The sequence below is a fragment of the Bradyrhizobium sp. LCT2 genome (assembly GCF_009931255.1).
Lineage (GTDB): Bacteria > Pseudomonadota > Alphaproteobacteria > Rhizobiales > Xanthobacteraceae > Bradyrhizobium > Bradyrhizobium diazoefficiens.
Window position 1 is genome coordinate 7,582,670 of record NZ_CP034432.1, and the last position, 21,227, is coordinate 7,603,896.

Consider the following 21,227-nt stretch of genomic DNA (forward strand, 5'->3'; position numbering starts at 1 on the left):
GGAATGACGTTGATAGGTCTGTCTGATGAATTACGGCATCGCGTTCACGCCGCTTGTTCCCGCGATCGTCCTCTGGCTCGCGCTGGCCGCGATCGTCGTCATCGCGCTCGTGCTGGTGCTGGCGCGCGCGCGCGGCGCCGCGGTGCGCGTGGCCGCCTTGGTGCTGTTCCTGCTGGCGCTCGCCAATCCCTCCTTCACCCGCGAGGACCGCGATCCCCTCACCTCGGTCGCCGCCGTCGTCGTCGACAAGAGCCCGAGCCAGAATTTCGGCAACCGCAATCGCGAGGCGGCCCAGGCGCAGGAAGCGCTGGTCGACGGCCTGAAGAAGATCAAGGGCCTCGAGGTCCGCGTCGTCGATGCCGGACAGGCCGACGGCGAGACCGACGGCACGCGGCTGTTCGGCGCCCTCGCCTCGGCGTTGTCTGACGTGCCGGTTGACCGCGTCGCCGGCGCGTTCCTGATCACCGACGGCCGCGTCCACGACATTCCCGCGAATGCCGCCGCGCTCGGCTTCCAGGCGCCGGTGCACGCGCTGATCACCGGGCAGAAGGACGAGCGCGACCGCCGCATCGCGATCACGGCGGCGCCACGCTTCGGCATCGTCGGGCAAAACCAGACCATCACCTACCGGCTCGACGACCAGGGCGTTTCCGGCGAGCGCGCCAAGGTCACGGTTCGCCGCGACGGCGAGGTCATCAACGAGCGCACGCTCTCGAGCGGCCAGACCGCGAGCGTGGACGTCGACATCAAGCATGCCGGCCCGAACATCGTCGAGATCGAGGCCTCGCCGCTCGAGCGGGAGCTGACGCCGGTGAACAATCGCGCCGTCGTCGCCATCGACGGCGTGCGCGACAAGCTGCGCGTGCTGCTGGTCTCCGGCGAGCCGCATTCCGGCGAGCGCACCTGGCGCAATCTGCTCAAGTCCGATGCCAGCGTCGATCTCGTGCACTTCACCATTCTCCGCCCGCCGGAGAAGCAGGACGGCACGCCGATCAACGAATTGTCGCTGATCGCGTTTCCGACCCGCGAGCTGTTCCAGCAGAAGATCAACGAATTCCAGCTGATCATCTTCGACCGCTACGCCCGCCAGGGCGTACTGCCGATCGCCTATTTCGACAACATCGCGCGCTATGTGCGCGCGGGCGGCGCGGTGCTGGTCTCGGCCGGTCCCGACTATGCCTCCAACACCAGCATCTGGCGCACGCCGCTGGATTCGGTGCTGCCGGCCGAGCCGGTCGGCGTGACCGAGAAGCCGTTCTATGCGCACCTGTCCGACATCGGCAAACGCCATCCCGTCACGCGCGGGCTGGAGGGCTCGGCGAGCGAGCCGCCGCGCTGGAGCCGGTTCTTCCGCACCGTCGACACCCACAATTCCGTCAACCCGCCGGTCATGACGGGCGTCGACGGCAAGCCGCTCTTGTTCCTGTCGCGCTTCGGCGAGGGACGCGTCGCGCTGCTGCTCTCCGACCACATCTGGCTGTGGGCGCGCGGCTATGAGGGCGGCGGCCCGCATCTCGACCTGCTCAGGCGGATGTCGCACTGGCTGATGAAGCAGCCGGATCTTGATGAAGAAGCGCTGCGCCTCCAGGTGCAGGGCAAGGATCTCGTGGTGGTGCGCCAGACCATGTCGGACAGCGTCCAGCCGGTGAGCGTGACCTCGCCGTCGGGCGTGTCGCGCGACCTGACGCTCAGCGCCGGCGATCCCGGCGAGTGGCGCGCCAGCCTGCCGGCCAACGAGCTCGGCCTGTGGCAGGCGACCGACGGCACGCTGAAGGCGCTGATCAATGTCGGCCCGACCAATCCGAAGGAGTTTTCGGAAGTCACCTCCACCACCGAGACCCTGAAGCCGCTGACGCAGGCGACCGGCGGCAATGCCGTGCGCGTGGTTGATGGCGCCAGCGTCGAGCTGCCGCGCATCGTGCCGGTGCGCTCGGTGAGCGTCTTCCATGGCGACGGCTGGATGGGCGTGCGGATGCGCGACGCCAGCGTCGTCAAGGGCGTCGGCGTGCTGCCGATCTTCGCCGGCCTGATCGGCCTACTGCTGCTGCTCGGCGCCTTCGCCGCGACCTGGGTCCGCGAAGGGCGGTGAAGCCCGATGAGATCAGGTTTGATTGCCGCAACAACGGAGGTGCGCTCCCTCTCCCGCTTGCGGTGGAGGGCTGGGGTGGGGGTGTCTCCACAATCGAGAACCCCGGTGTGGAGAGAACCCTCACCCGGCGCTTCGCGCCGACCTCTCCCGCAAGCGGGAGAGGTTGAACGAGACTGCGGCCAATCGATTCAGCCTAAAGCCATTTCGCGTTAGTTGCCCGAACGACACATCACGCGGCCACCAACACGAGATGGTCTGACCGCCGTTGACATCCGTTCCTCGTTCCTGCGATGTTACATTATAACATCGCGGTATCAGAGGGTGATCCTCGCGATGTGGGGTGGCGTTTCCAGATGAAGTGGTTCCGGTCGAATATCAGGCACGGCGCCCGGCTCGCGTTGTTCGCGATGCTGGTGCAATTCGCGCTGACATTCGGCCACAGCCACTGGTTCGTCCAGGCCGCCTCCCTCTCCCAAGCCTCGCTCCAGCAGACCGACACCGCCAAGGCGATAGCTTCGACCGACCGCGCTGCGGTCCAGAAGCAATCTCCTTCAGGATCCGACCGGGAGCAGCCGGGCGACGACAATTGCGCGATCTGCGCCGTGGTCGCGATGGCGGGCACCGTGGTGTCCGCGACGCCGCCTCTCCTTGCGCTGCCGCAGGCGATCGAGCTGCTCCACCGCACCCTGGATGCCGAGTTCATCCATCTGAAATCGGCCGGCACGGCGTTCCAGCCCCGCGCCCCACCAGCGTCCTGACTCTCGACATCGCTTGATCACGCCCGGGCTCGCCGCGCCACACGCGCGGACGATCGCCCGGGAGCCGTTGAAGTCGAATTCCGTCGCGCCGCGACGGCAGGCTGCCTCCGATCATCAGACAAGCATGCGGACGGCGCCTGACTGGAATCAGGACCATGTCATTTGAATTGCGACGCGTGCAGCGTCTCGCAGGAGCAAGCCTGCTCCTGCTCGGCGCCGCCGCCACATCCGCGCTCGCCCAAGAACCGGTACAACAGCCGGTACAACAGCCTGCGCAGGACAAGTCGTCGGCCGAGCTCCCCGCCATCACCGTGACGGCGCCGAGCCCGATCGTGCGCAGGGTGGTACCGACCCGCAGCCCGGTCCATGTCGCGCGCACCGGACGGTCGCGCAGCCAGCAACACGCGGCCGAAGCTACGCCGCCAGCCGCGGCGTCTGCCGCCGCGCCTCAGCAAGGCGTGCTGCCCATCGTGACCAACCAGTTCGCCACCGTCACGGTGGTGCCGAACGAGGAGATCCGCCGCGAGGGCGGCGGTCAGCTCGGCGATCTCTTGTTCTCCAAGCCGGGCATCACCGGCTCGAGCTTCGCGCCCGGCGCCTCCAGCCGGCCGATCATCCGCGGGCTCGACGTCAACCGCGTCGGCATCGTCGAGAACGGCACCAATTCCGGCGGCGCCTCCGACCTCGGCGAGGATCACTTCGTCCCGATCGATCCGCTCGCGACCAACCAGGTCGAGGTGGTGCGCGGGCCGGCTGCGCTCCGCTACGGCTCGACCTCGATCGGCGGCGTCGTCAGCGCGACCAACAACCGGATTCCGGATGCGCTGCCGAGTTGCGCTCCGTCGTTCCAGACCTACGGCCTGCCGACCAAGGCGCCGCTGGCAACCGCCGAGACCTCGCCTTGCGTCACGGCCGAGACGCGCTCCGCATTCAGCTCGGTCGATCGCGGCGTCGAAAGCGGCGTGCTGCTCGACACCGGCGGCGGCAATTTTGCCTTCCACGCCGACGTCTATGGCCGCACCACCACGGACTACGGCATCCCGAGCTATCCCTATCTGAACGACCAGACGCGATCCGTCGCCAACGGCCGCCAGCCGAACTCGGCGACGCGCTCGGACGGCGCCTCGATCGGCGGCTCCTACTTCTTCCAGGGCGGCTATATCGGGGCTGCGATCACGCAGAACGACTCGCTCTACCACATCCCCGGCATCGACGGCGCCGACCACAACACGCGCATCGACGGTCACCAGACCAAGATCAACGTCAAGGGCGAGTACCGTCCCGATGCGGCCGCGATCGACACGATCCGGTTCTGGGCCGGCGCGACCGACTACCGGCACAACGAGATCGGGCTTGCCGATCCCGCCGACCCCAACAGCGACGGCGTGCGGCAGACCTTCACCAACAAGGAGCAGGAGATTCGCACCGAGGTGCAGCTGATGCCGTTCAACGCGCGCTTCGCCGAGGTGACGACGGCGCTGGGCTTCCAGGTCGGGCATCAGGAGCTGAGCGCGCCGAGCCCGGACAATCCCGGCACGCTGTTCAACGGCCTGTGGGACCCCAACAACAGCACGCGCGTTGCCGGTTACGCCTTCAACGAGTTCAAGTTCACCGACGCGACGCGGGCGCAGATCGCCGGCCGCATCGAGCATGTCGAGCTGCACGGCACCACGCCGAATTTCCCGGCCGACTTCCTGCCCGACGGCACGCCGCAGGTGGCGATCGCGCGCAATCCGTCCTACACGCCGAAGAGCGGCAGCATCGGCCTGTTGCAGGACCTGCCGGGCGGCATGGTCGGCAGCATCACCGCGCAATATGTCGAGCGCGCGCCGAAGGCGGCGGAACTGTTCTCGCGCGGCGCGCATGATGCGACCGCGACCTTCGACATCGGCAATCCGAACCTGACGATCGAGACCGCAAAGTCCGTCGAGCTCGGCGTGCGCAAGGCGACGGGGCCGTTCCGGTTCGAGGCGACCGTCTACTACACGCATTTCGACAATTTCATCTTCCGCCGCCTCACCGGGGTGATGTGCGGCGACGACTTCGCCTCGTGCGGCACGCCCGGGGCCGAGCTGAACCAGGCGGTCTACTCGCAGCGGAACGCGAACTTCCGTGGCGGCGAATTCCAGTCGCAGCTCGACGTCGGCGCGTTCCAGGGCGGCATCTGGGGCATCGAGAACCAGCTCGACGTGGTTCGCGCCACCTTCACCGACGGCACCAACGTGCCGCGGATTCCGCCGCTCAGAATGGGCGGCGGCGTGTTCTGGCGCGACGACAACTGGCTGATGCGCGTCAACCTGTTGCACGCCTTCGCGCAGAACAACGTCGCCGTGATCGCGGAGACGCCGACGGCAGGCTACAACCTCCTGAAGGCCGAGGTGAGCTACAAGACCAAGCTCGACCGCAACTGGTTCGGTGCGCGCGAGATGATTGCCGGCGTCGTCGGCAACAATCTCCTCAACGAGAGCATCCGCAACTCGGTGTCCTACACCAAGGACGAGGTGCTGATGCCCGGCATCGGCGTGCGGGCGTTCGCGAACTTCAAGTTCTGATCGCCTCCAGCCGGGGCCTGCGGGCCCCGGTACACCAACGTCGAGCGAGCGGGCTGTCGCGGCATCACACGCCGCTACCCCCGCGCCTTGCTCCAGTCGGGCACGACCGCTCCCGACACGCCCTCGAAGGCACCGTCGACGAGCTCGAACACCAGGATGCGGGCGGCGTCGACCGGGCCCGGCATGGTGACGCGCCCCTTGGGGACCGGCTTGAAGCCGACGCGGCTGTAATAGGGCTCGTCGCCGACCAGCAGCACCAGGCGGTGACCTCGCTCCTTGGCGTCCTTCAGCGCGCGCTCCATCAACAGACGGCCGATGCCGCGGTCCCGGAACGGCGGCTCGACGGTGAGCGGCCCGAGCAGCAGCGCCGGCGTCTCGCCGACCAGCACAGGCAATTGCCTGACCGAGCCGACCAGCAGCGTGCCGATGCGAGCGGTGAAGGACAGTTCGAGCAGATGGTCGACGTGCTCGCGGATGCGGTAGGCGCTGAGCACGAAGCGGCCGGGGCCGAAGGTGCGCTCGTGCAGCCGTTCGATCGCCTGGGCGTCGCCGGCAGCTTCGGGAAGGATGGTGAGCGAGAGATCGTTCATGTCGGCATGCGTCTTCGAGCGAAGTGGACCCGGGTTCGCGTCATGAAAACGCGTCAATGAGGGGAGCGGGATAACATCTCGGAGGGCTGCGGTCCATCGGGCTCATACCGGGCCGAACTGCCGGCCGGGCTGCGGCTGAGGATGGTCGCGAAGCTCCAGTCCGGATAACCGATACTGTGCAGCTTGTCCGCGAGATAGCCATCGATTGCACGGGCGAGACTGGTGTCGAGCCCCTGCCAACGGCCAACGCGGCGGTTGATCTCACCGCCATGTCGCAATCAACGGCGTGCCATCCAGCACTTCCACGATTCTTTGCCGCGTGCCCGGCGAGGTGCCCTCGGGCAGCGCATTGATCGCGAAGAACCCGCATTCGACGATCTCGTGGTTGGGCTCGGGCAGGCGATCCTGCCTGAACTGCCTGACGACGTAGACCGCGACGTGGTCGCGGCGGGAGACGTGACTGTTGAGGAAGATGCCGTGCAGCGCGGCGTCTGCGGTGAGGTCGATGTCGCCCTCCTCCTTGAGCTCGCGCCGCATCGCCTGCTCCATGGTCTCGCCGAGATCGACGCCGCCGCCGGGCAGATACCAACCGGAGATGTAGCTGTGCCTGACCAGGAACACCCTGTTGTCGGAATCCAGCACCACGGCGCGAACGCCGAGGGTCATGCCGCGAACGAGCAGGAAATAGGCGTGGAAGATTCGCCGCAGCAGCGGCTCGAACTTCCGTCGGATGCGGTTCAGACGATCTCCCATCAGGTTCTCTTTGGTCCCCTGTTCAGGCTGCGCTTGCGCAGTCCTCGCGACCTTGCCATTACAGCGGAGCAATAGCGAGGCAATCGCGCGCCATGGCTTCCTTCACGCTCGCCCATCTGTCCGACCCGCATCTGCCGCCTTTGCCGAAGCCGCGGCTGATCGAGCTCGCCGGCAAGCGCGTATTCGGCTACGTCAACTGGACGCGCAACCGCCACAAGTACCAGCGCCGCGAGGTGCTCGACGCACTCGTCGCCGACGTCAAGGCGCAGGCGCCCGACCACATCGCGGTGACGGGCGATCTCGTCAATCTGGCGCTGGACGCGGAGTTCGCGCCGGCGCGCGCCTGGCTCGACGGCGTCGGCCCGCCCGACCGCGTCACCACGATTCCCGGCAACCACGACGCCTATGTCCGCGCCACCTATCATCGCTTCGGCGAGACCTTTGCGCCCTATCTTGCAAGCGACAACGGAAGCGCCGGCTTTCCGGCCCTGCGCCGGCGCGGGCCGCTCGCGCTCATCAGCCTGTCCACGGCGGTGCCGACCCTGCCGCTGATGGCGACGGGCACGCTGGGGCACAATCAGCTCGCAGCGCTCGAACAGGTTCTCGAGCGGCTCGCGACCGAAGACGTCTTCCGCGTGCTGCTGGTGCATCATCCGCTAAAGTCCGATGCGCGCCACAAGCGAATGACGGACGCGGCCGATCTGCTGGCGCTCTTGAAGCGCCACGGTGTCGAGCTGGTCCTGCACGGCCACGACCACATTCATTCGACGATGTGGTTCGAGGGCCCCAACGGCAACATTCCCGCGATCGGCGTGCCGTCGGCGTCCGCGCTCGCACACGGGCGCTACCCGGCGGCGGCGTATAATCTGTTCACGATCGAGAAGGACAATGCCGGCTGGCGCTGCGAGCAGACGGTGCGCGGGCTCGGGTCCGGATTTCAGATTGGGCAGATCAAGCATGCGAGGTTGGTTTGAGGCCACTGTCATTCCGGGGCGCGCCGAAAGGCGCGAGCCCGGAATCCATTCAGCCGCATACGCTGTGGCCCGTTGGATTCCGGGTTCGCGCTGATGCGCGCCCCGGAATGACGGCGGAGGGAAATTCACCAGCTCCGCAAGGCTGCCAGCACGGCGACGCCGAACAAGGCGGCGGCGCCGAGGATGAAGCCGAACACGAACGGCCAGACGCGCGAGCGCGCCGGCCGCTCCGCGGCCTCCGGCTTCGGCTCGGGCAGGACCACCATCGCATGCTCGCGCTCGATCATGCGGCGGGCGACATAGTCGGTGACGGCCTCGACGATCACGGATGTGTCGTGCGATTCGGCGAGCACGATGCGGCCGAAGCGGGTGTCCTGGACGAAGCGATACATCCGCTTGTCGCGCCCCATCATGATGTGCGCGACGACGTCGATCCAGAGTCTGGGCGTATCGCCCTGGCTGATGCCGCGGTCGAACAGGTCGATCTGCTCGGGCACCTGTGCAAACAGGGGATCGAGCGCGTCGTTGAGGATCTCGAGCCGCGCCACCTCGGCATCGCGCAAATCGACGACGACGCCGGTCCGGTCGGCGGCCTCGATCCGCGCGCGCAGCAGCGCGTCGCGCAGCCGCACCGGGTGCGGCTGGCTGGGATGGGTCCCGCTGGTCTCGGGCTCTGACATTGTCGGCCTCGTCCTCACTTGCCTCCATTAACCTATCAGCAACCACACCTTCCGCAAAGGGTCCACAATTCCAGATACTTACGGCACCCACAGCTGTCTCACCTGTGCCAAAAACAGACGATCCCACCCGGCTTGCGCCGGATGGGACCCTCCGTCCTTGGACGTCTTCTTGATTGGTCAGGCAGCCGTCAGGCCGAGACGCGCGACGGCTCTTCAACGATGGAGAAGCGGACGCCGGCCTTGTGGCGGTTCTCTTCCGAGACCGTACGCCAGGCATCTTCGGCTTCCTTGCGGGTCTTGAACGGCCCCTGCACCTGGGCCGAGCCTTCCACGAGCTTGTGGAAGTTCATCGAGCCGAACTCGCCGCCGATCACCCAGAAATTGCTGCCCTTGGTCATTGTCAGTCTCCTGTTGAGGTGCGTGACCAGTCCGGGCTCCGAGGGGACCCCGGACTGATCAATTCCGCCGTTAGCCGAACTGGTTCATCGTGTTGTGCGCGCCGCCCGCCTTCAGGGCGGCCTCGCCGGCGAAGTACTCCTTGTGGTCGTCGCCGATGTCGGAGCCGGCCATGTTCTGATGCTTCACGCAGGCGATGCCCTGACGGATCTCGGCGCGCTGGACGTTCTTGACGTAGCCGAGCATGCCCTGCTCGCCGAAGTACTCCCGGGCCAGATTGTCGGTCGAAAGCGCCGCGGTGTGGTAGGTCGGCAGCGTGATCAGGTGGTGGAAGATGCCGGCACGCTTGGCCGAATCCGCCTGGAAGGTGCGGATGCGCTCGTCGGCTTCCTTCGCCAGCGGCGTGTCGTCATATTCCGCCTTCATCAGCTCGGCGCGGTTGTACTTGCTGACGTCCTTGCCGGCTTCCTTCATCGCGTCGTAGACCTGCCAACGGAAGTTGAGGGTCCAGTTGAACGACGGCGAGTTGTTGTAGGCCAGCTTGGCGTTCGGAACCACCTTGCGGATGCGATCGACCATCTTGGCGATCTGCTCGATATGCGGCTTCTCGGTCTCGATCCAGAGCAGGTCGGCGCCGTTCTGCAGCGAGGTGATGCAGTCCAGCACGCAGCGGTCCTCACCGGTGCCCGGGCGGAACTGGTAGAGGTTGGAGGGCAGCCGCTTCGGACGCATCATCTTGCCGTTGCGGTTGATGATGACGTCGCCGTTGCGGGCGTTCTCCGCGGTGATTTCCTCGCAATCGAGGAAGCTGTTGTACTGGTCGCCGATGTCGCCGGGCTTGTGGCTGACGGCGATCTGCTGCGTCAGGCCAGCGCCGAGCGAGTCGGTGCGGGTCACGACGACGCCGTCTTCGACGCCGAGCTCGAGGAAGGCGTGGCGGCAGGCGCGGATCTTCGCCAGGAAGACGTCGTGCGGCACGGTGACCTTGCCGTCCTGGTGGCCGCACTGCTTCTCGTCCGAGACCTGGTTCTCGATCTGGAGCGCGCAGGCGCCCGCTTCGATCATCTTCTTGGCGAGCAGGTAGGTCGCCTCCGCGTTGCCGAAGCCGGCATCGATGTCGGCGATGACGGGCACGACATGGGTCTGGAAGCCGTCGATCTTCTCGATCAGCTCCTTCTCGCGGGTCTTGTCACCTTCCTTGCGGGCCTTGTCGAGGCTGCGGAAGATGTCGTTGAGCTCGCGCGAGTCGGCCTGGCGCAGGAAGGTGTAGAGCTCTTCGATCAGCGCCGGCACCGAGGTCTTCTCGTGCATCGACTGGTCGGGCAGCGGTCCGAACTCGGAGCGCAGCGCCGCGATCATCCAGCCCGAGAGATACAGGTAGGTGCGATCGGTCCTGCCACCGAAGTGCTTCTTGACCGAGATCAGCTTCTGCTGGGCGATGAAGCCGTGCCAGCAGCCGAGCGACTGGGTGTACTTGGTGGGGTCGTTGTCATAGGCCGCCATGTCGGCCCGCATCAGCGCCGCGGTGTAGCGGGCGACGTCGAGGCCGGTCCTGAAGCGGTTCTGCAGGCGCATGCGCGCGACGGCCTCGGCCGACACCCCGTTCCAGGTCGGCTGGGTCTCGAGGAGCGCCTTCGCTGCATCGATCTCGCTCTGATACGAGGCCGGCGCCTGGAAAGTGCTGATGCCACGGGGCTGGTAGTTCATGTGCCTGATCCTTTCGCTGACGATGGCGATGGCTGGCCATCGACATTCTTGACAGTGCATTGCGAAATGCGTGTCACGACGTAAACGCGAAAACGGAAACTTCGTATAGATGGCTTGTTTTTTATTGGTGATGTCATGTAACATCAGAACATGTAATAGATGTTATTTTGTAAAGTTTGTAAATTATAGGTCAGCGAGACTGTCCTTAATGGCCCTGGAGATCTGAAGAATGCCCGCCGAATCCGGGAAGAAACTGTTCGTCGGTCCGCGCTTCCGGCGGATCCGGCAGCAATTGGGCCTGTCGCAGACCCAGATCGCCGAGGGGCTCGGGATCTCGCCGAGCTACGTCAACCTGATCGAGCGCAACCAGCGCCCGGTGACCGCCCAGATCCTGCTGCGGCTGGCCGAAACCTACGACCTCGACCTGCGCGACCTCGCCACCGCCGACGAGGACCGATTCTTTGCCGAGCTCAACGAGATCTTCTCCGATCCCCTGTTCCGCCAGATTGACGTACCCAAGCAGGAGCTGCGCGACCTCGCCGAACTCTGTCCCGGCGTCACCCACGCGCTGCAGCGGCTCTACGCGGCCTATACCGAGGCCCGTCAGGGCGAGACGCTGGCCGCCGCGCAAATGGCCGACCGCGACGTCGGCACGCGCTATGAGGCCAATCCGGTCGAACGCGTGCGCGAGCTGATCGAGGCGAACCGCAACTATTTTCCGGAACTCGAACAGGCCGCGGAGACGCTTCGCGACGAGCTGAACGTGCCGGCCGAAGGGCTCTACGCGGCCCTTGCCGCGCGCTTGCGCGAAAAGCATTCGATCCAGACCCGCATCATGCCTGTCGACGTGATGCGCGAGACGCTGAGGCGCTTCGACCGCCACCGCCGCCAGCTCCTGATCTCGGAACTGGTCGACCCGCCCGGCCGCGCGTTCCAGCTCGCCTTCCAGCTCGGCCTTGGCGAATGCGCGCAGCAGCTGGAGACCATCATCAACCGCGCCGGCCCGCTCGACGACGCGCCGCGGCGCCTGTTCCGCATCACGCTCGGCAATTACTTCGCAGCGGCCGTGATGATGCCCTACCCGGCCTTCCTCGCCGCAGCGGAAGCGCTGAACTACGACATCCATGTGCTGGCGCAGCGCTTCAATTCCGGCTTCGAGCAGGTCTGCCACCGCCTCACCACCTTGCAGCGGCCGAACGCGCGCGGCATTCCGTTCTTCCTCCTGCGCGTCGACAATGCCGGCAACGTCTCCAAGCGTTTCTCGTCCGGCACCTTCCCGTTCTCGAAATTCGGCGGCACCTGCCCGCTGTGGAACGTGCACTCGACCTTCGACACGCCCGATCGCCTGCTGAAGCAAGTGATCGAGCTCTCCGACGGCACGCGCTATTTCTCGATCGCGCAGATGGTACGCCGCCCGGTCGCGCCGCACCCGCTGCCGCAGCCGCGCTTCGCCATCGGCCTCGGCTGCGAGATCCGCCACGCCGCGCGCCTCGTCTACGCCGCCGGCATGGACCTGGAGAAGACGGAAGGCACGCCCATCGGCGTCAACTGCCGCCTCTGCGAACGCGAAAACTGCGCCCAGCGCGCCGAGCCGCCGATCACGCGTACGCTGATCCTGGACGAGACGACGCGGCGGGTGTCGAGTTTCGCGTTCTCGAACGCACGGGAGTTGTGAGGGCGAAGGCTCGCGCTTGGCTTTAGATGCAGCCACAAACTCGCTGTCGTCCTGGCGAAGGCCAGGACCCATAACCACCGAACTATCATGCAAGCGCAGGTGGCGGCCACGCGTCGCAAAACTCCTCCCTGGGGTAATGGGTCCTGGCTTTCGCCAGGACGACATTGGGAGGCAGCGATCCGTCCAACTACGCCAGCGTATGCACGATCACCGGCCCCGCGGCGGCGCGCGCGTCGCCGGCGAGCAGCGGGCCGAGATCCTTCTCGATCCAGGCGATCGCGCGCCGGTTCGCCTCCTCCGCCTGCTCGAACTTGTCGAAGATCGAGATCGCTGTGACCGTGTCGTCGCCGGCATAGACGACGTAATAGGCGCGGAAACCGTCGACGTCGCTGATGATCGGAACGGCGCCGTCCTTGATGCGGCGCGCCAGCTCCTCCGCGCTCCCGCTTTTCGCCTTGGCCTGACGGATGGCGGCATACATGGCTTCCTCCTCCCGGCTATTGATGTGGGCTTTGTGCCCGGACTTGATGTTACGCCGAAGCGCGGGGCCCGGATACCCTCCTTGGTTAACCCGGCACTAATCCGTCTGCGCGATCTGCAACCAATGGTTAAGCACGCCTCAACATCGCTGCCCTAGTCTCGCCCCACTCACTTTTCGCAAACAACGGTGGCTTATTCTGCCGGGCGAAGTGACATCAGGGGGTTCATCATGCGCATTGCGTTGCTGCTGACCGCGACCATTGTCGGCGCGCTTTTCGCCAGTCCATCCAATGCCGGATCGCTCGATGCATCCGCCGAGGCAGCGCAGGCGCTGCCGCCGGGCTTCCAGAGCTACCGCGGCTACATGTTCGACCTGTCGGAGAATTCCGATCGCAAGGATGTCGACAAGCTCACCGACAATCTGAAGCGCCAGATCGACGTCGTCGAAGGCGCCGGCCTCTCTCCGCGCGTGCTGCGCTTCTTCCATACTGTTCCGATCGTCGCGAGCGAGCTGGCCTGCCTCGACGAAGGCGCCGCGACCGCGTGCTACGGCAGGGTCACGCCGGACATGCAGCGCACTGTTCCCCGGACGCTGACGGTCTGGGACCCCAACAAGCAGCGCTGGACCAATCCGAATGCCATCGACCTCGCGGTCGATTCGGGGCTCGGCGTGATCATGCTGCGGCCGGACATGATGCGGTACGAGAAGGAGGCGGTGCTGCTGCACGAACTGCTGCACGCCTATCACGCGCGCCTGTTGCCGGACGGCTACGCCAACAAGGGCGTGATCGGCTACTATGCCCTGGCCAAGTCCAAGGACCTCCTGCCCAAGGAATCCTATGCGCTGAAGAATCCCATGGAGTTCTTTGCCGTGACCGCCAGCATCTTCCTGGCCGGAAAGAGCGAATTCCACGACCCCAAGTCGCGCGAGACGCTCAAGGAGAAGATGCCGGACTATTACAAATACCTGGTCGGCGTGTTCGGCTTCGACCCCGACCCGACTGCGTCAAGCGGCCCGGTGGCCTCGCTGAAGTGAGGCGGACCTAGCCCATCTGCACCAACCAGGCAAAAAGCCGCGCAAAATGCGCGGCTTTTTTTGTTTTGGGTCCCGGAAGCTGCGGATGACGCCCGGCCGGGAATTGCCAAGGCGGGGCCCGATCTGCATAGTCCCGCCCGCATCGATACTGTTTTCAAGGGGATAGAAGAACATGGCGGACGCCGACCTGGATGTCGTGATCCGGCAACTGGCCAGACAGCTGCATACGGGCCTGATGACCCGCGCCAAGGAGCGGCGGGATCGCTTCAACGGCCTTGCGGCCAAGGCCAAGGGCAAGGAGACCGGCGACCGCTTCAAGATGATGGCCAAGGCCACCATGGAGCAGGCCACCGCCGCCGCCAAGCGCCTCCAGATGTCCGCCGACAACGTCGCCGACAGCTACGCACGATCGATGCGAATCGCGGCCAGCACGCCGATCGCGGCGAAGGTGGAGAAGAAGGCGAAGGAAGAGAAGCCGGCGAAGAAGGCGGCCAAGGCGAAGAAGGCGAAAGCCAAGAAGGCGAAGTAGGCGCGACTGCGCCCTTCACCTCTCCCCGCTTGCGGGGAGAGGTCGGATCGCCTCGGCGATGCGAAGCATCGTCCGGTGCGATCCGGGTGAGGGGGTACAGGTCTCTCGACAGCCTCATGCGTGGAGAGAGCCCCTCTCCCCGTAAGAACGGAGAGGGAGACAACTCCCCTCACCGCCGCGGTGCTGAAACCCGGGTCGGCTCGGCGCTGGCGAGTTCGGCGAGCTTGGCGCGCGCCGCCTCGCGCGTGCGGGCATCCTTGCCGGCGGGCAGCGCGAGAGCGGCTTCGAAATCGGCGCGCGCATCGTCGGCCTGGCCGCGGGCGAGGAACGCCAGGCCACGGTCGAGCCGGGCCTGCGCATCGGAGGGGGCGAGACGGACCGCCGTGTTGTAGCTCAGGATGGCGCGATCGAGATCGCCGGTGGCGGCGAGCGCAAGACCGCGCTGGTGATAGGGCGCGGCGAGCTTGGGATCATGCGCGATCGCCTCGTCGTAATCCGCAATGGCGAGCTCGAGGTCGCCGTTCTGCCGGCGCGCCTCCGCGCGGTCGCGATAGAGCGAGGCGCGATTGGGATTGAGGTGAATGGCCTCGTCGAAATCCGCGATCGCCCGCCGCCAGTCGCCGTGGCGCAGCGCGATCCGCCCGCGCCCTTCATAGGCAAAGGCGATCAGCGAACCGCGGAGCGGCGAGAAACCGATCACGGCCGCGCAGATGTCGGGCTCGTCCTCGTCCCCGCAATTGACGACCATATGCGTGGACAGGCCGATCAGCACGCCCAGGACGATCAGCAATGGTACGGCAGCTCTGGTCATCTTCGACGGTGACCGGCGACGGGCCGGCCACGCATCCCCTTTCGAAGGAAGTGTCACGGCGAGGTGTTAACACTGGCCGGGACGATCCTGTGTGCGCCAGGTCACAAAGCCACGCGCAAATCCTTGCCGGTTCCGGATTAGCCCCAAGGCCCACGAGAAGGACCTTGCGAAGGACCACGCCAAGGACCGCGCGAAGATGAGCGGCCCCACGGGCTCGCCGGCGGATAGTTCTCGTTGGCGCCGACCGACGGCGCCGCCTGCGCGCCGAGCTCGGCCGCGAGCTGCTGGAGCGCCGCGATACGGTTCTGCGTCGAGGGATGGGTGGCGAAGAGATTGTCCACGCCGTGGCCCGACAGCGGATTGATAATGAACATGTGCGCGGTCGCGGGATTTCGTTCGGCCTCGAAGTTCGGGACCTGATGTGCGGCGCCCTCGATCTTCACCAGCGCCGAGGCCAGCCACATCGGCTGGCCGACGATGCGCGCACCGAGATTGTCCGCGGCATATTCGCGGGTGCGGCTGATCGCCATCTGCACCAGCATGGCGCCGAGCGGAGCGAGGATCATCATCAGGATCGAGCCGACGATGCCCGGGCCGTTGTTGTTGTCGCGGTGGCCGCCGAAGAACATGCCGAACTGCGCCAGCATCGAGATCGCGCCCGCGATGGTCGCGGTGATCGTCATCAGCAGCGTGTCGTGGTGCTTGATATGCGCAAGCTCATGCGCGATCACGCCGGCGAGCTCCTCGCGGCTGAGCTGGTGCATCAGGCCGGTGGTGACGGCAACGGCGGCGTTCTCGGGATTGCGGCCGGTCGCGAACGCGTTGGGCTGCGCCTCGTCCATCAGGAACACGCGCGGCATCGGCAAGCCCGCGCGGCCCGCAAGCTCGGCGACGAGACCGACCAGTTCCGGCGCGGTCGAACGGTCGACCTGATGGGCGCCGTACATCGAGAGCACCATGCGGTCGGAGTTCCAGTAGGTGAAGAGATTGGTCGCCGCGGCAATGACGAGCGCGATCATGGCGCCGGAGGCACCGCCGATCAGATAGCCCACGCCCATGAACAGGGCGGTGAGGCCTGCGAGCAGCATTGCGGTACGAAGATAGTTCATGGCCGTCTCCTGAACCGGCCGCGGGCGAGCCTCCAGCCGGCGTCTTCGAAGTATGAATGCCGCCGGGCAACGCAAGGGTTCATGCGGCGCGGAGCCGCAGCTACAGGGCCGCGCGGCCAGCCTTTCACCCGTCGCTAAAGCTTGACCGGGATTTGCGCAAAAACACGCGCGGACGCTTAGCAACCTGGAAAGCTCAGCGTCGGCTTAATCCGCGGTAACCGGGCACGCTGCGCGGCCCTCGCGCATTGACCGGTTCCGTTGGCCTCCCGTCAACCAGGTGACCGTCATGGTAGACCGCTTACGCGCCGCTTCCATCGACCCCGCATCCACTGCTTCCCCTCACGAGACCAAGAGCGAGACCAAGACCGACGCGAAGGGATTACAGGAGGCGCTGCACGAGCAGCTGTTCGCCGATGACGAAACCGGCCACGCATGCGAGGCGCAGACGGCGCCGGAACCAGGGCCGCGCTGGCCGCATCTGCGACGCGGCGCCAAGATCGCCATTGGACTTGCCATCATCGCCGTGTTCGGCTGGCTGCCGCTGCGTGCGATCTGGGAGTATTCGAGCGTCGAGGCGGTGCTGAATTCTCGTCTCGTCACCCTGCGCACGCCGATCGGCGGCCGCGTGGTCGCCGCCCAGCCCATTACCGATCAGGCCAGGCTTGGTGCCGGAACCGTGCTCCTGCGCATCGTGAACTCGCGCGGGGATCGCACCCGGCTCGACGATCTCCGGCGGCAGAAATCGCGCCTGGAGAACGAGCGCCCCAGTCTCGCCACCAAGCTTGCCGCGGCCCAGGCAGCCCAAAAGGATCTGGCGCGGCAGGCCGCTCAATTCCGCGAGGGACGCATGCTTCAGCTCGAGGCCCGCATCGCCGAGATCCAGACCTCGATCGAGGCCGCGGCAGCGCGGCGGGACGAAGCCAGCGCCGCCGTCGAGCGCGCATCCTCACTCGCGAAGTCCGGCAATGTCTCGACGGTCGAGCTGGCGCGGCTGACGCGCGAGCTTTCCGTGGCACAGCAAACCGAGCTCGGTGCGCGCAAGCGGCTGGATGCTGCAAAGGTCGAGCTCACGGCGGCACAGAACGGCACGTTCCTCGGCGACAGCTACAACGACCGCCCGAGCTCGGTGCAGCGCGAGGAGGAGATGCGTCAGCGCGCCGGCGATCTCGAGGCCGATCTCGCGCGCACCGACACCGAGATCGCCTGGCTCGCCAACGAGATCATCATCGAGGAGGTCCACTTCGCCGATCTGTCCGAAGCCAACATCACGACACCCGTTGCGGGCCGCGTCTGGGAGATGATGACCTCGCCGGGCGAGGACGTGCAGGCCGGCCAACCCCTGCTCAAGATCCTCGATTGCAGCGGCGCCGTCATTACGGCCAATGTCACCGAGAGCGTCTACAATCGCCTGCAGCTCGGCGACCGCGCCAGCTTCGAGCCGAATGACGGCGGCGAGCCGATCTCCGGCACCGTGGTCAATTTGACCGGCGCCGCCGGCGCGCCCGCCAATCTCGCCATCAATCCGGACGCGCTCAGCAAGGAGCCCTATCGCGTGACCGTGGCGCCCGGCGATGCCGCTGCCCACGCCTGCACCGTGGGGCGCACCGGCCGCGTTGTGTTTGCCCGGCGCGAGACCGCACCGTGATCACGGCGTTGACGCCAGGCCTGATTACGCTCGGCGCCTTCATGGCGCTCGTGCCGCTGCTCAGGCGCGACAGCACGATGGCGCGCTCGTTCCTGGCCGTCGTGTCGCTGGTCTTCCTGCTCCGCTATCTCTATTGGCGTGTCACCGCGACACTCCCGCCACCGCATCTGACGGCGGACGCCGTGATCGGTTATCCCTTCATGCTGCTGGAGGCGGCCTCGCTCGTCGCGGTCGCATTGTCCCTGCTGTTTCTGAGCCGGACCCTCGACCGCACAGGTGCGGCAAGAATAGACGGCCGTGCCATCGATCCACACGCGCCGCTGATCGACGTCTTGATCTGCACTTACAACGAGGAACGATCCATCCTCGAGCGCACGATCATCGGCGCGACCGGTATGGAGTACGGCAATTATCGCGTCTGGGTGCTCGACGACGGAAGGCGCCCCTGGCTGCGGCGCCTCGCGAGCGAACTGGGCTGCCATTATCTCGCGCGGCCCGACAACCACCACGCCAAGGCAGGCAACATCAACCATGCGCTCAAGCACGTCGGCGCCCTGCCGGAACGACCGGATTTCGTGGCCATTCTCGACGCGGACTTCGTGCCGCGGCCCGACTTCCTCGCGCGCACTATCTCCCTCATGGACGACGCTTCGGTCGGCGTGGTGCAGACGCCGCAGCACTTCATCAATCCCGACCCGATCCAGACCAACCTCGCTGCAACCGATGTATGGCCCGACGAGCAGCGCTTCTTCTTCGACATCCTTCTGCCGGCGAAGGACGCCTGGGGCGTCGCCTTCTGTTGCGGCACCTCATCGCTCATTCGCTACGCCGGGCTGGTGCAGATCGGCGGCTTTCCAACCGACTCCGTCACGGAAGACTACCTCGTCACCCTTCGCCTGAAGGAGCGCGGCTTCAACACCATCTATCTCAACGAACGATTGACGATCGGACTCGCGCCCGAGGGGCTGAAGGAATACATCACCCAGCGTGCGCGCTGGTGCCTCGGCCTGATGCAAATCGTGCGCGGCCGCAGCGGACCGTTCTCGCAGGACTCGAAGCTGTCCTTTATCGACCGGCTCTCGCTGGTCGATGCCTTCATGAGCTGGTCTGCGGTCTACACGTCGAAGGTCGCGGGACTGATGGTGCCCTGGCTGTTCCTGCTGTTCGGCATCAAGGCGGTGCAGGCCGATCTCACCGAGCTGTTGCGCTTCTTCCTGCCGTTCTACGTCTGGCACGGACTCAGCATGGCCTGGCTGTCGCACGGCCGTTCGCTCGCCATGATGTCGGACGTCTCGCAACTCATCGCCGCGCCCGCGGTGCTCAAGGCGGTGGCAGCCGGCCTGTTGAAGCCGAAGGGACACAAGTTCAAGGTCACGGCGAAGGGCGGCGACCGCGACAGGAGATTTGTCGAATGGCCGCTGCTGCGGATCTACGGCTGCGCGCTTCTCATCACGCTGGCGGCCATTGCCTATGCCTTCATCCTGCACCTGCGCGGCGAGAACATCGCGTATGGCGGACTGGCCCTGGCCTGGAGCCTCTACAACGCGCTCATCCTCACCGTGGTCTGCTTCGTCTGCATCGAGCAGCCACGCAAGCGCAAGGCGGAGCGCTTCGATCGCAATGAGCCGATCCTGTTGCGTCAGGACGGCAAGTGGCATCTGGCGCGGCTCGCCGACATCTCCATTACCGGCGCCCGGCTGATCGATCCCGATCCGCCGGCACCCGGCAGCACGATCGACTGCCGCATCTATGGCCGCTCGATCGCGGCCGTCGTTGTGCGACGAACCACGGACGGATTCGCGGTGCGGTTCGAGGAAGGCATGGATACGCGCGTGCATGCGATCCGGGCGTTCTATGCCGGCGAGTATGTCCGCGCCTATCGTGGCGTCAGGGCGCTTCCGGTCGGAAAAGCGCTGCTGATGCGTCTGTTCGGCTAGGCTGGCGCGGCATCCGCTCCCTCGCATTGCGCTTATTGGCATGGCATGGAAAGGATGGCCTGAGGCCGTCACTTCACCTAGACTTCAAGCGAGTCCACGCCTTCCCTCCCCGCCGGAACCCCTATGCTCCAGACCCGATTTCTGATCGCGGCCGTCGCGCTCCTCGCATGCTCCGCCACTGCCTCGGCCCAGTTCGCGCCGCCGCCCGCAAGGCCTGCGGCGCCCAAGGCCACCGCACCCTCGCCGCGCGCAGCCTCGTGCCACAATGGGGCGAGCTTCGATCGCTTCCTGGCCGACGTGAAACAGCAGGCGGTGGCCGCCGGCGTGTCGCAGCGGACGATCGCGGAGGCTTCGCCCTACCTCGTCTACGACCAGGGCATCGTCAACCGCGACCGCGGCCAGCGCGTGTTCGGCCAGCTCTTCACCGAGTTCGCCGGCCGCATGGCCGCGCCCTATCGCATGCAGAACGGCCAGCAGCACATCAAGGCCCACGCAGCTGCCTTCGCGCGCGCCGAAAAGGAATATGGCGTGCCGCCGGCGGTCATCGCCGCGTTCTGGGGCCTGGAGAGCGACTTCGGCGCCAACATGGGCAACCTGCCGACGCTGAAATCGCTGGTGTCGCTCGCCTATGACTGCCGCCGCTCGGAGATGTTCGTGAACGAGACCATCGCCGCGCTGAAGATCATCGACCGCGGCGATCTCACACCCGACGAGATGATCGGCTCCTGGGCCGGCGAGCTCGGACAGACGCAGTTCCTGCCCGTGCATTACGTCAACTACGCCGTCGACTATGACGGCGACGGACGGCGCGATCTCCTGCGCAGCGAGCCCGACGTGATCGGCTCGACCGCGAACTACATCGCCAACGGCTTGAAGTGGCGGCGCGGCGAGCCATGGCTGGAGGAGATCAAGGTGCCGCAGAACCTGCCGTGGGAGCAGACCGATCTCACCGTGCAGCAGCCGCGCTCGAAATGGGCGCAGTTAGGCGTGACCTATCCCGACGGCCGGCCGCTGCCGAACGACAATCTCGCGGCGTCCGTGCTGCTGCCGATGGGACGCTTCGGGCCGGCTTTCATGGCGTATGCGAATTTCGCCGCCTACACCGAGTGGAATAACTCGCTGATCTACTCGACCACCGCGGGCTATCTCGCCACCCGCATCGCGGGCGCCGCGCCGATGCGCAAGCCGGCGGCGCCGGTCGCGCAGCTGCCATTCAATGAGCTCAAGCAATTGCAGCAGCTACTGGTCCAGGCCGGCTTCAATGTCGGCAAGGTCGACGGCGTGCTCGGCCAGCAGAGCCGCGCCGCCGTGAAGGCGATGCAGATCAAATACGGCCTGCCGGCCGATTCCTGGCCGACCGCGGAGCTGCTCGCGCGCATGCGCGGCAGCACGGCGCAGGCGCAGCCAGCGGGGGTGGTGCGGTAGCCCCTGCGCGCCCTCATGCCCTTGAGAGCAAAATCATCGCATATGGCAGCGAGAGTTCGCCGGAAGAGCTCGGCCTGCATG

At 66.2% G+C, this 21,227-nt stretch carries 18 protein-coding genes; 10 read left to right on the forward strand and 8 right to left on the reverse strand.

Annotated elements, in window-relative coordinates; genetic code table 11:
• The first annotated feature begins 25 nt into the window (after positions 1-25).
• The 3 genes from EI171_RS35905 to EI171_RS35915 all read left to right on the forward strand — a co-directional run bounded on the left by EI171_RS35905 (position 26) and on the right by EI171_RS35915 (position 5,399).
• Entirely contained in the window at positions 26-2,089 is a 2,064-nt protein-coding gene (locus EI171_RS35905) for a hypothetical protein (RefSeq protein WP_161536105.1), read from the forward strand.
• Between the two features lie 353 nt (positions 2,090-2,442).
• Complete coding sequence (locus EI171_RS35910) at positions 2,443-2,847, forward strand: DUF2946 family protein (RefSeq protein ID WP_028175038.1); 405 nt, start codon at positions 2,443-2,445, stop codon at positions 2,845-2,847.
• 155 nt (positions 2,848-3,002) lie between these two features.
• A complete protein-coding gene (locus tag EI171_RS35915) occupies positions 3,003-5,399 on the forward strand; it encodes a TonB-dependent receptor (RefSeq protein ID WP_161536106.1) in 2,397 nt (798 codons plus the stop codon).
• A gap of 74 nt (positions 5,400-5,473) precedes the next feature.
• On the opposite strand, the gene EI171_RS35920 is transcribed toward EI171_RS35915, so the two are convergent.
• Together EI171_RS35920 and EI171_RS35925 are read right to left on the reverse strand one after the other, a co-directional pair.
• Positions 5,474-5,989, reverse strand: a complete 516-nt coding sequence (locus EI171_RS35920) for a GNAT family N-acetyltransferase (RefSeq protein ID WP_011085246.1) — start codon at positions 5,987-5,989, stop codon at positions 5,474-5,476.
• Between the two features lie 261 nt (positions 5,990-6,250).
• Positions 6,251-6,742 carry an NUDIX domain-containing protein gene (locus tag EI171_RS35925; protein ID WP_161536107.1) on the reverse strand — a complete coding sequence of 164 codons (492 nt, stop codon included), beginning with the start codon at positions 6,740-6,742 and terminating at the stop codon, positions 6,251-6,253.
• 92 nt (positions 6,743-6,834) lie between these two features.
• Between EI171_RS35925 and EI171_RS35930 the strand changes: the two genes are divergently transcribed.
• Positions 6,835-7,716: a metallophosphoesterase gene (locus tag EI171_RS35930; protein ID WP_161536108.1), complete on the forward strand. Its 882-nt coding sequence runs from the start codon at positions 6,835-6,837 to the stop codon at positions 7,714-7,716.
• 125 nt (positions 7,717-7,841) lie between these two features.
• Here EI171_RS35930 and EI171_RS35935 read toward each other — a convergent pair whose 3' ends face one another.
• From EI171_RS35935 to EI171_RS35945, 3 genes are all read right to left on the reverse strand, one after another.
• Positions 7,842-8,396, reverse strand: a complete 555-nt coding sequence (locus tag EI171_RS35935) for a hypothetical protein (protein ID WP_161536109.1) — start codon at positions 8,394-8,396, stop codon at positions 7,842-7,844.
• A 188-nt stretch (positions 8,397-8,584) separates the two neighbouring features.
• Positions 8,585-8,794 carry a hypothetical protein gene (locus EI171_RS35940; protein ID WP_018323282.1) on the reverse strand — a complete coding sequence of 70 codons (210 nt, stop codon included), beginning with the start codon at positions 8,792-8,794 and terminating at the stop codon, positions 8,585-8,587.
• Between the two features lie 70 nt (positions 8,795-8,864).
• Positions 8,865-10,499, reverse strand: a complete 1,635-nt coding sequence (locus EI171_RS35945) for an isocitrate lyase (RefSeq protein ID WP_038967398.1) — start codon at positions 10,497-10,499, stop codon at positions 8,865-8,867.
• A gap of 229 nt (positions 10,500-10,728) precedes the next feature.
• Between EI171_RS35945 and EI171_RS35950 the strand changes: the two genes are divergently transcribed.
• A complete protein-coding gene (locus tag EI171_RS35950; protein WP_011085241.1) occupies positions 10,729-12,174 on the forward strand; it encodes a short-chain fatty acyl-CoA regulator family protein in 1,446 nt (481 codons plus the stop codon).
• Positions 12,175-12,361: 187 nt separating this feature from the next.
• Here the strand turns inward: EI171_RS35950 and EI171_RS35955 are convergent, their stop codons facing one another.
• Positions 12,362-12,655 carry an antibiotic biosynthesis monooxygenase gene (locus EI171_RS35955; RefSeq protein WP_027543691.1) on the reverse strand — a complete coding sequence of 98 codons (294 nt, stop codon included), beginning with the start codon at positions 12,653-12,655 and terminating at the stop codon, positions 12,362-12,364.
• Between the two features lie 228 nt (positions 12,656-12,883).
• Here EI171_RS35955 and EI171_RS35960 point away from each other — a divergent pair, with 228 nt between their 5' ends.
• Both EI171_RS35960 and EI171_RS35965 read left to right on the forward strand, forming a co-directional pair.
• Positions 12,884-13,690, forward strand: a complete 807-nt coding sequence (locus EI171_RS35960; RefSeq protein ID WP_161536110.1) for a hypothetical protein — start codon at positions 12,884-12,886, stop codon at positions 13,688-13,690.
• 172 nt (positions 13,691-13,862) lie between these two features.
• A complete protein-coding gene (locus tag EI171_RS35965; RefSeq protein WP_028175045.1) occupies positions 13,863-14,219 on the forward strand; it encodes a hypothetical protein in 357 nt (118 codons plus the stop codon).
• Between the two features lie 169 nt (positions 14,220-14,388).
• On the opposite strand, the gene EI171_RS35970 is transcribed toward EI171_RS35965, so the two are convergent.
• A complete protein-coding gene (locus tag EI171_RS35970) occupies positions 14,389-15,030 on the reverse strand; it encodes a tetratricopeptide repeat protein (protein ID WP_028175046.1) in 642 nt (213 codons plus the stop codon).
• A 137-nt stretch (positions 15,031-15,167) separates the two neighbouring features.
• Positions 15,168-16,139, reverse strand: coding sequence for a zinc metalloprotease HtpX (gene htpX / locus EI171_RS35975; RefSeq protein ID WP_028175047.1), 972 nt, complete (start codon positions 16,137-16,139; stop codon positions 15,168-15,170).
• A gap of 286 nt (positions 16,140-16,425) precedes the next feature.
• Between htpX and EI171_RS35980 the strand changes: the two genes are divergently transcribed.
• From EI171_RS35980 to EI171_RS35990, 3 genes are all read left to right on the forward strand, one after another.
• A complete protein-coding gene (locus EI171_RS35980; RefSeq protein WP_161536111.1) occupies positions 16,426-17,784 on the forward strand; it encodes an HlyD family secretion protein in 1,359 nt (452 codons plus the stop codon).
• Positions 17,781-19,721 (forward strand): glycosyltransferase, encoded by a 1,941-nt coding sequence (locus tag EI171_RS35985; RefSeq protein ID WP_161536112.1) that lies wholly within the window; start codon positions 17,781-17,783, stop codon positions 19,719-19,721. Before EI171_RS35980 ends, EI171_RS35985 begins: the two co-directional genes overlap by 4 nt.
• A gap of 123 nt (positions 19,722-19,844) precedes the next feature.
• The gene (locus EI171_RS35990; RefSeq protein WP_161536113.1) at positions 19,845-21,146 is read left to right on the forward strand and encodes a lytic murein transglycosylase; all 1,302 of its coding nucleotides are present in this window, start codon (positions 19,845-19,847) and stop codon (positions 21,144-21,146) included.
• Positions 21,147-21,227: the final 81 nt, after the last annotated feature.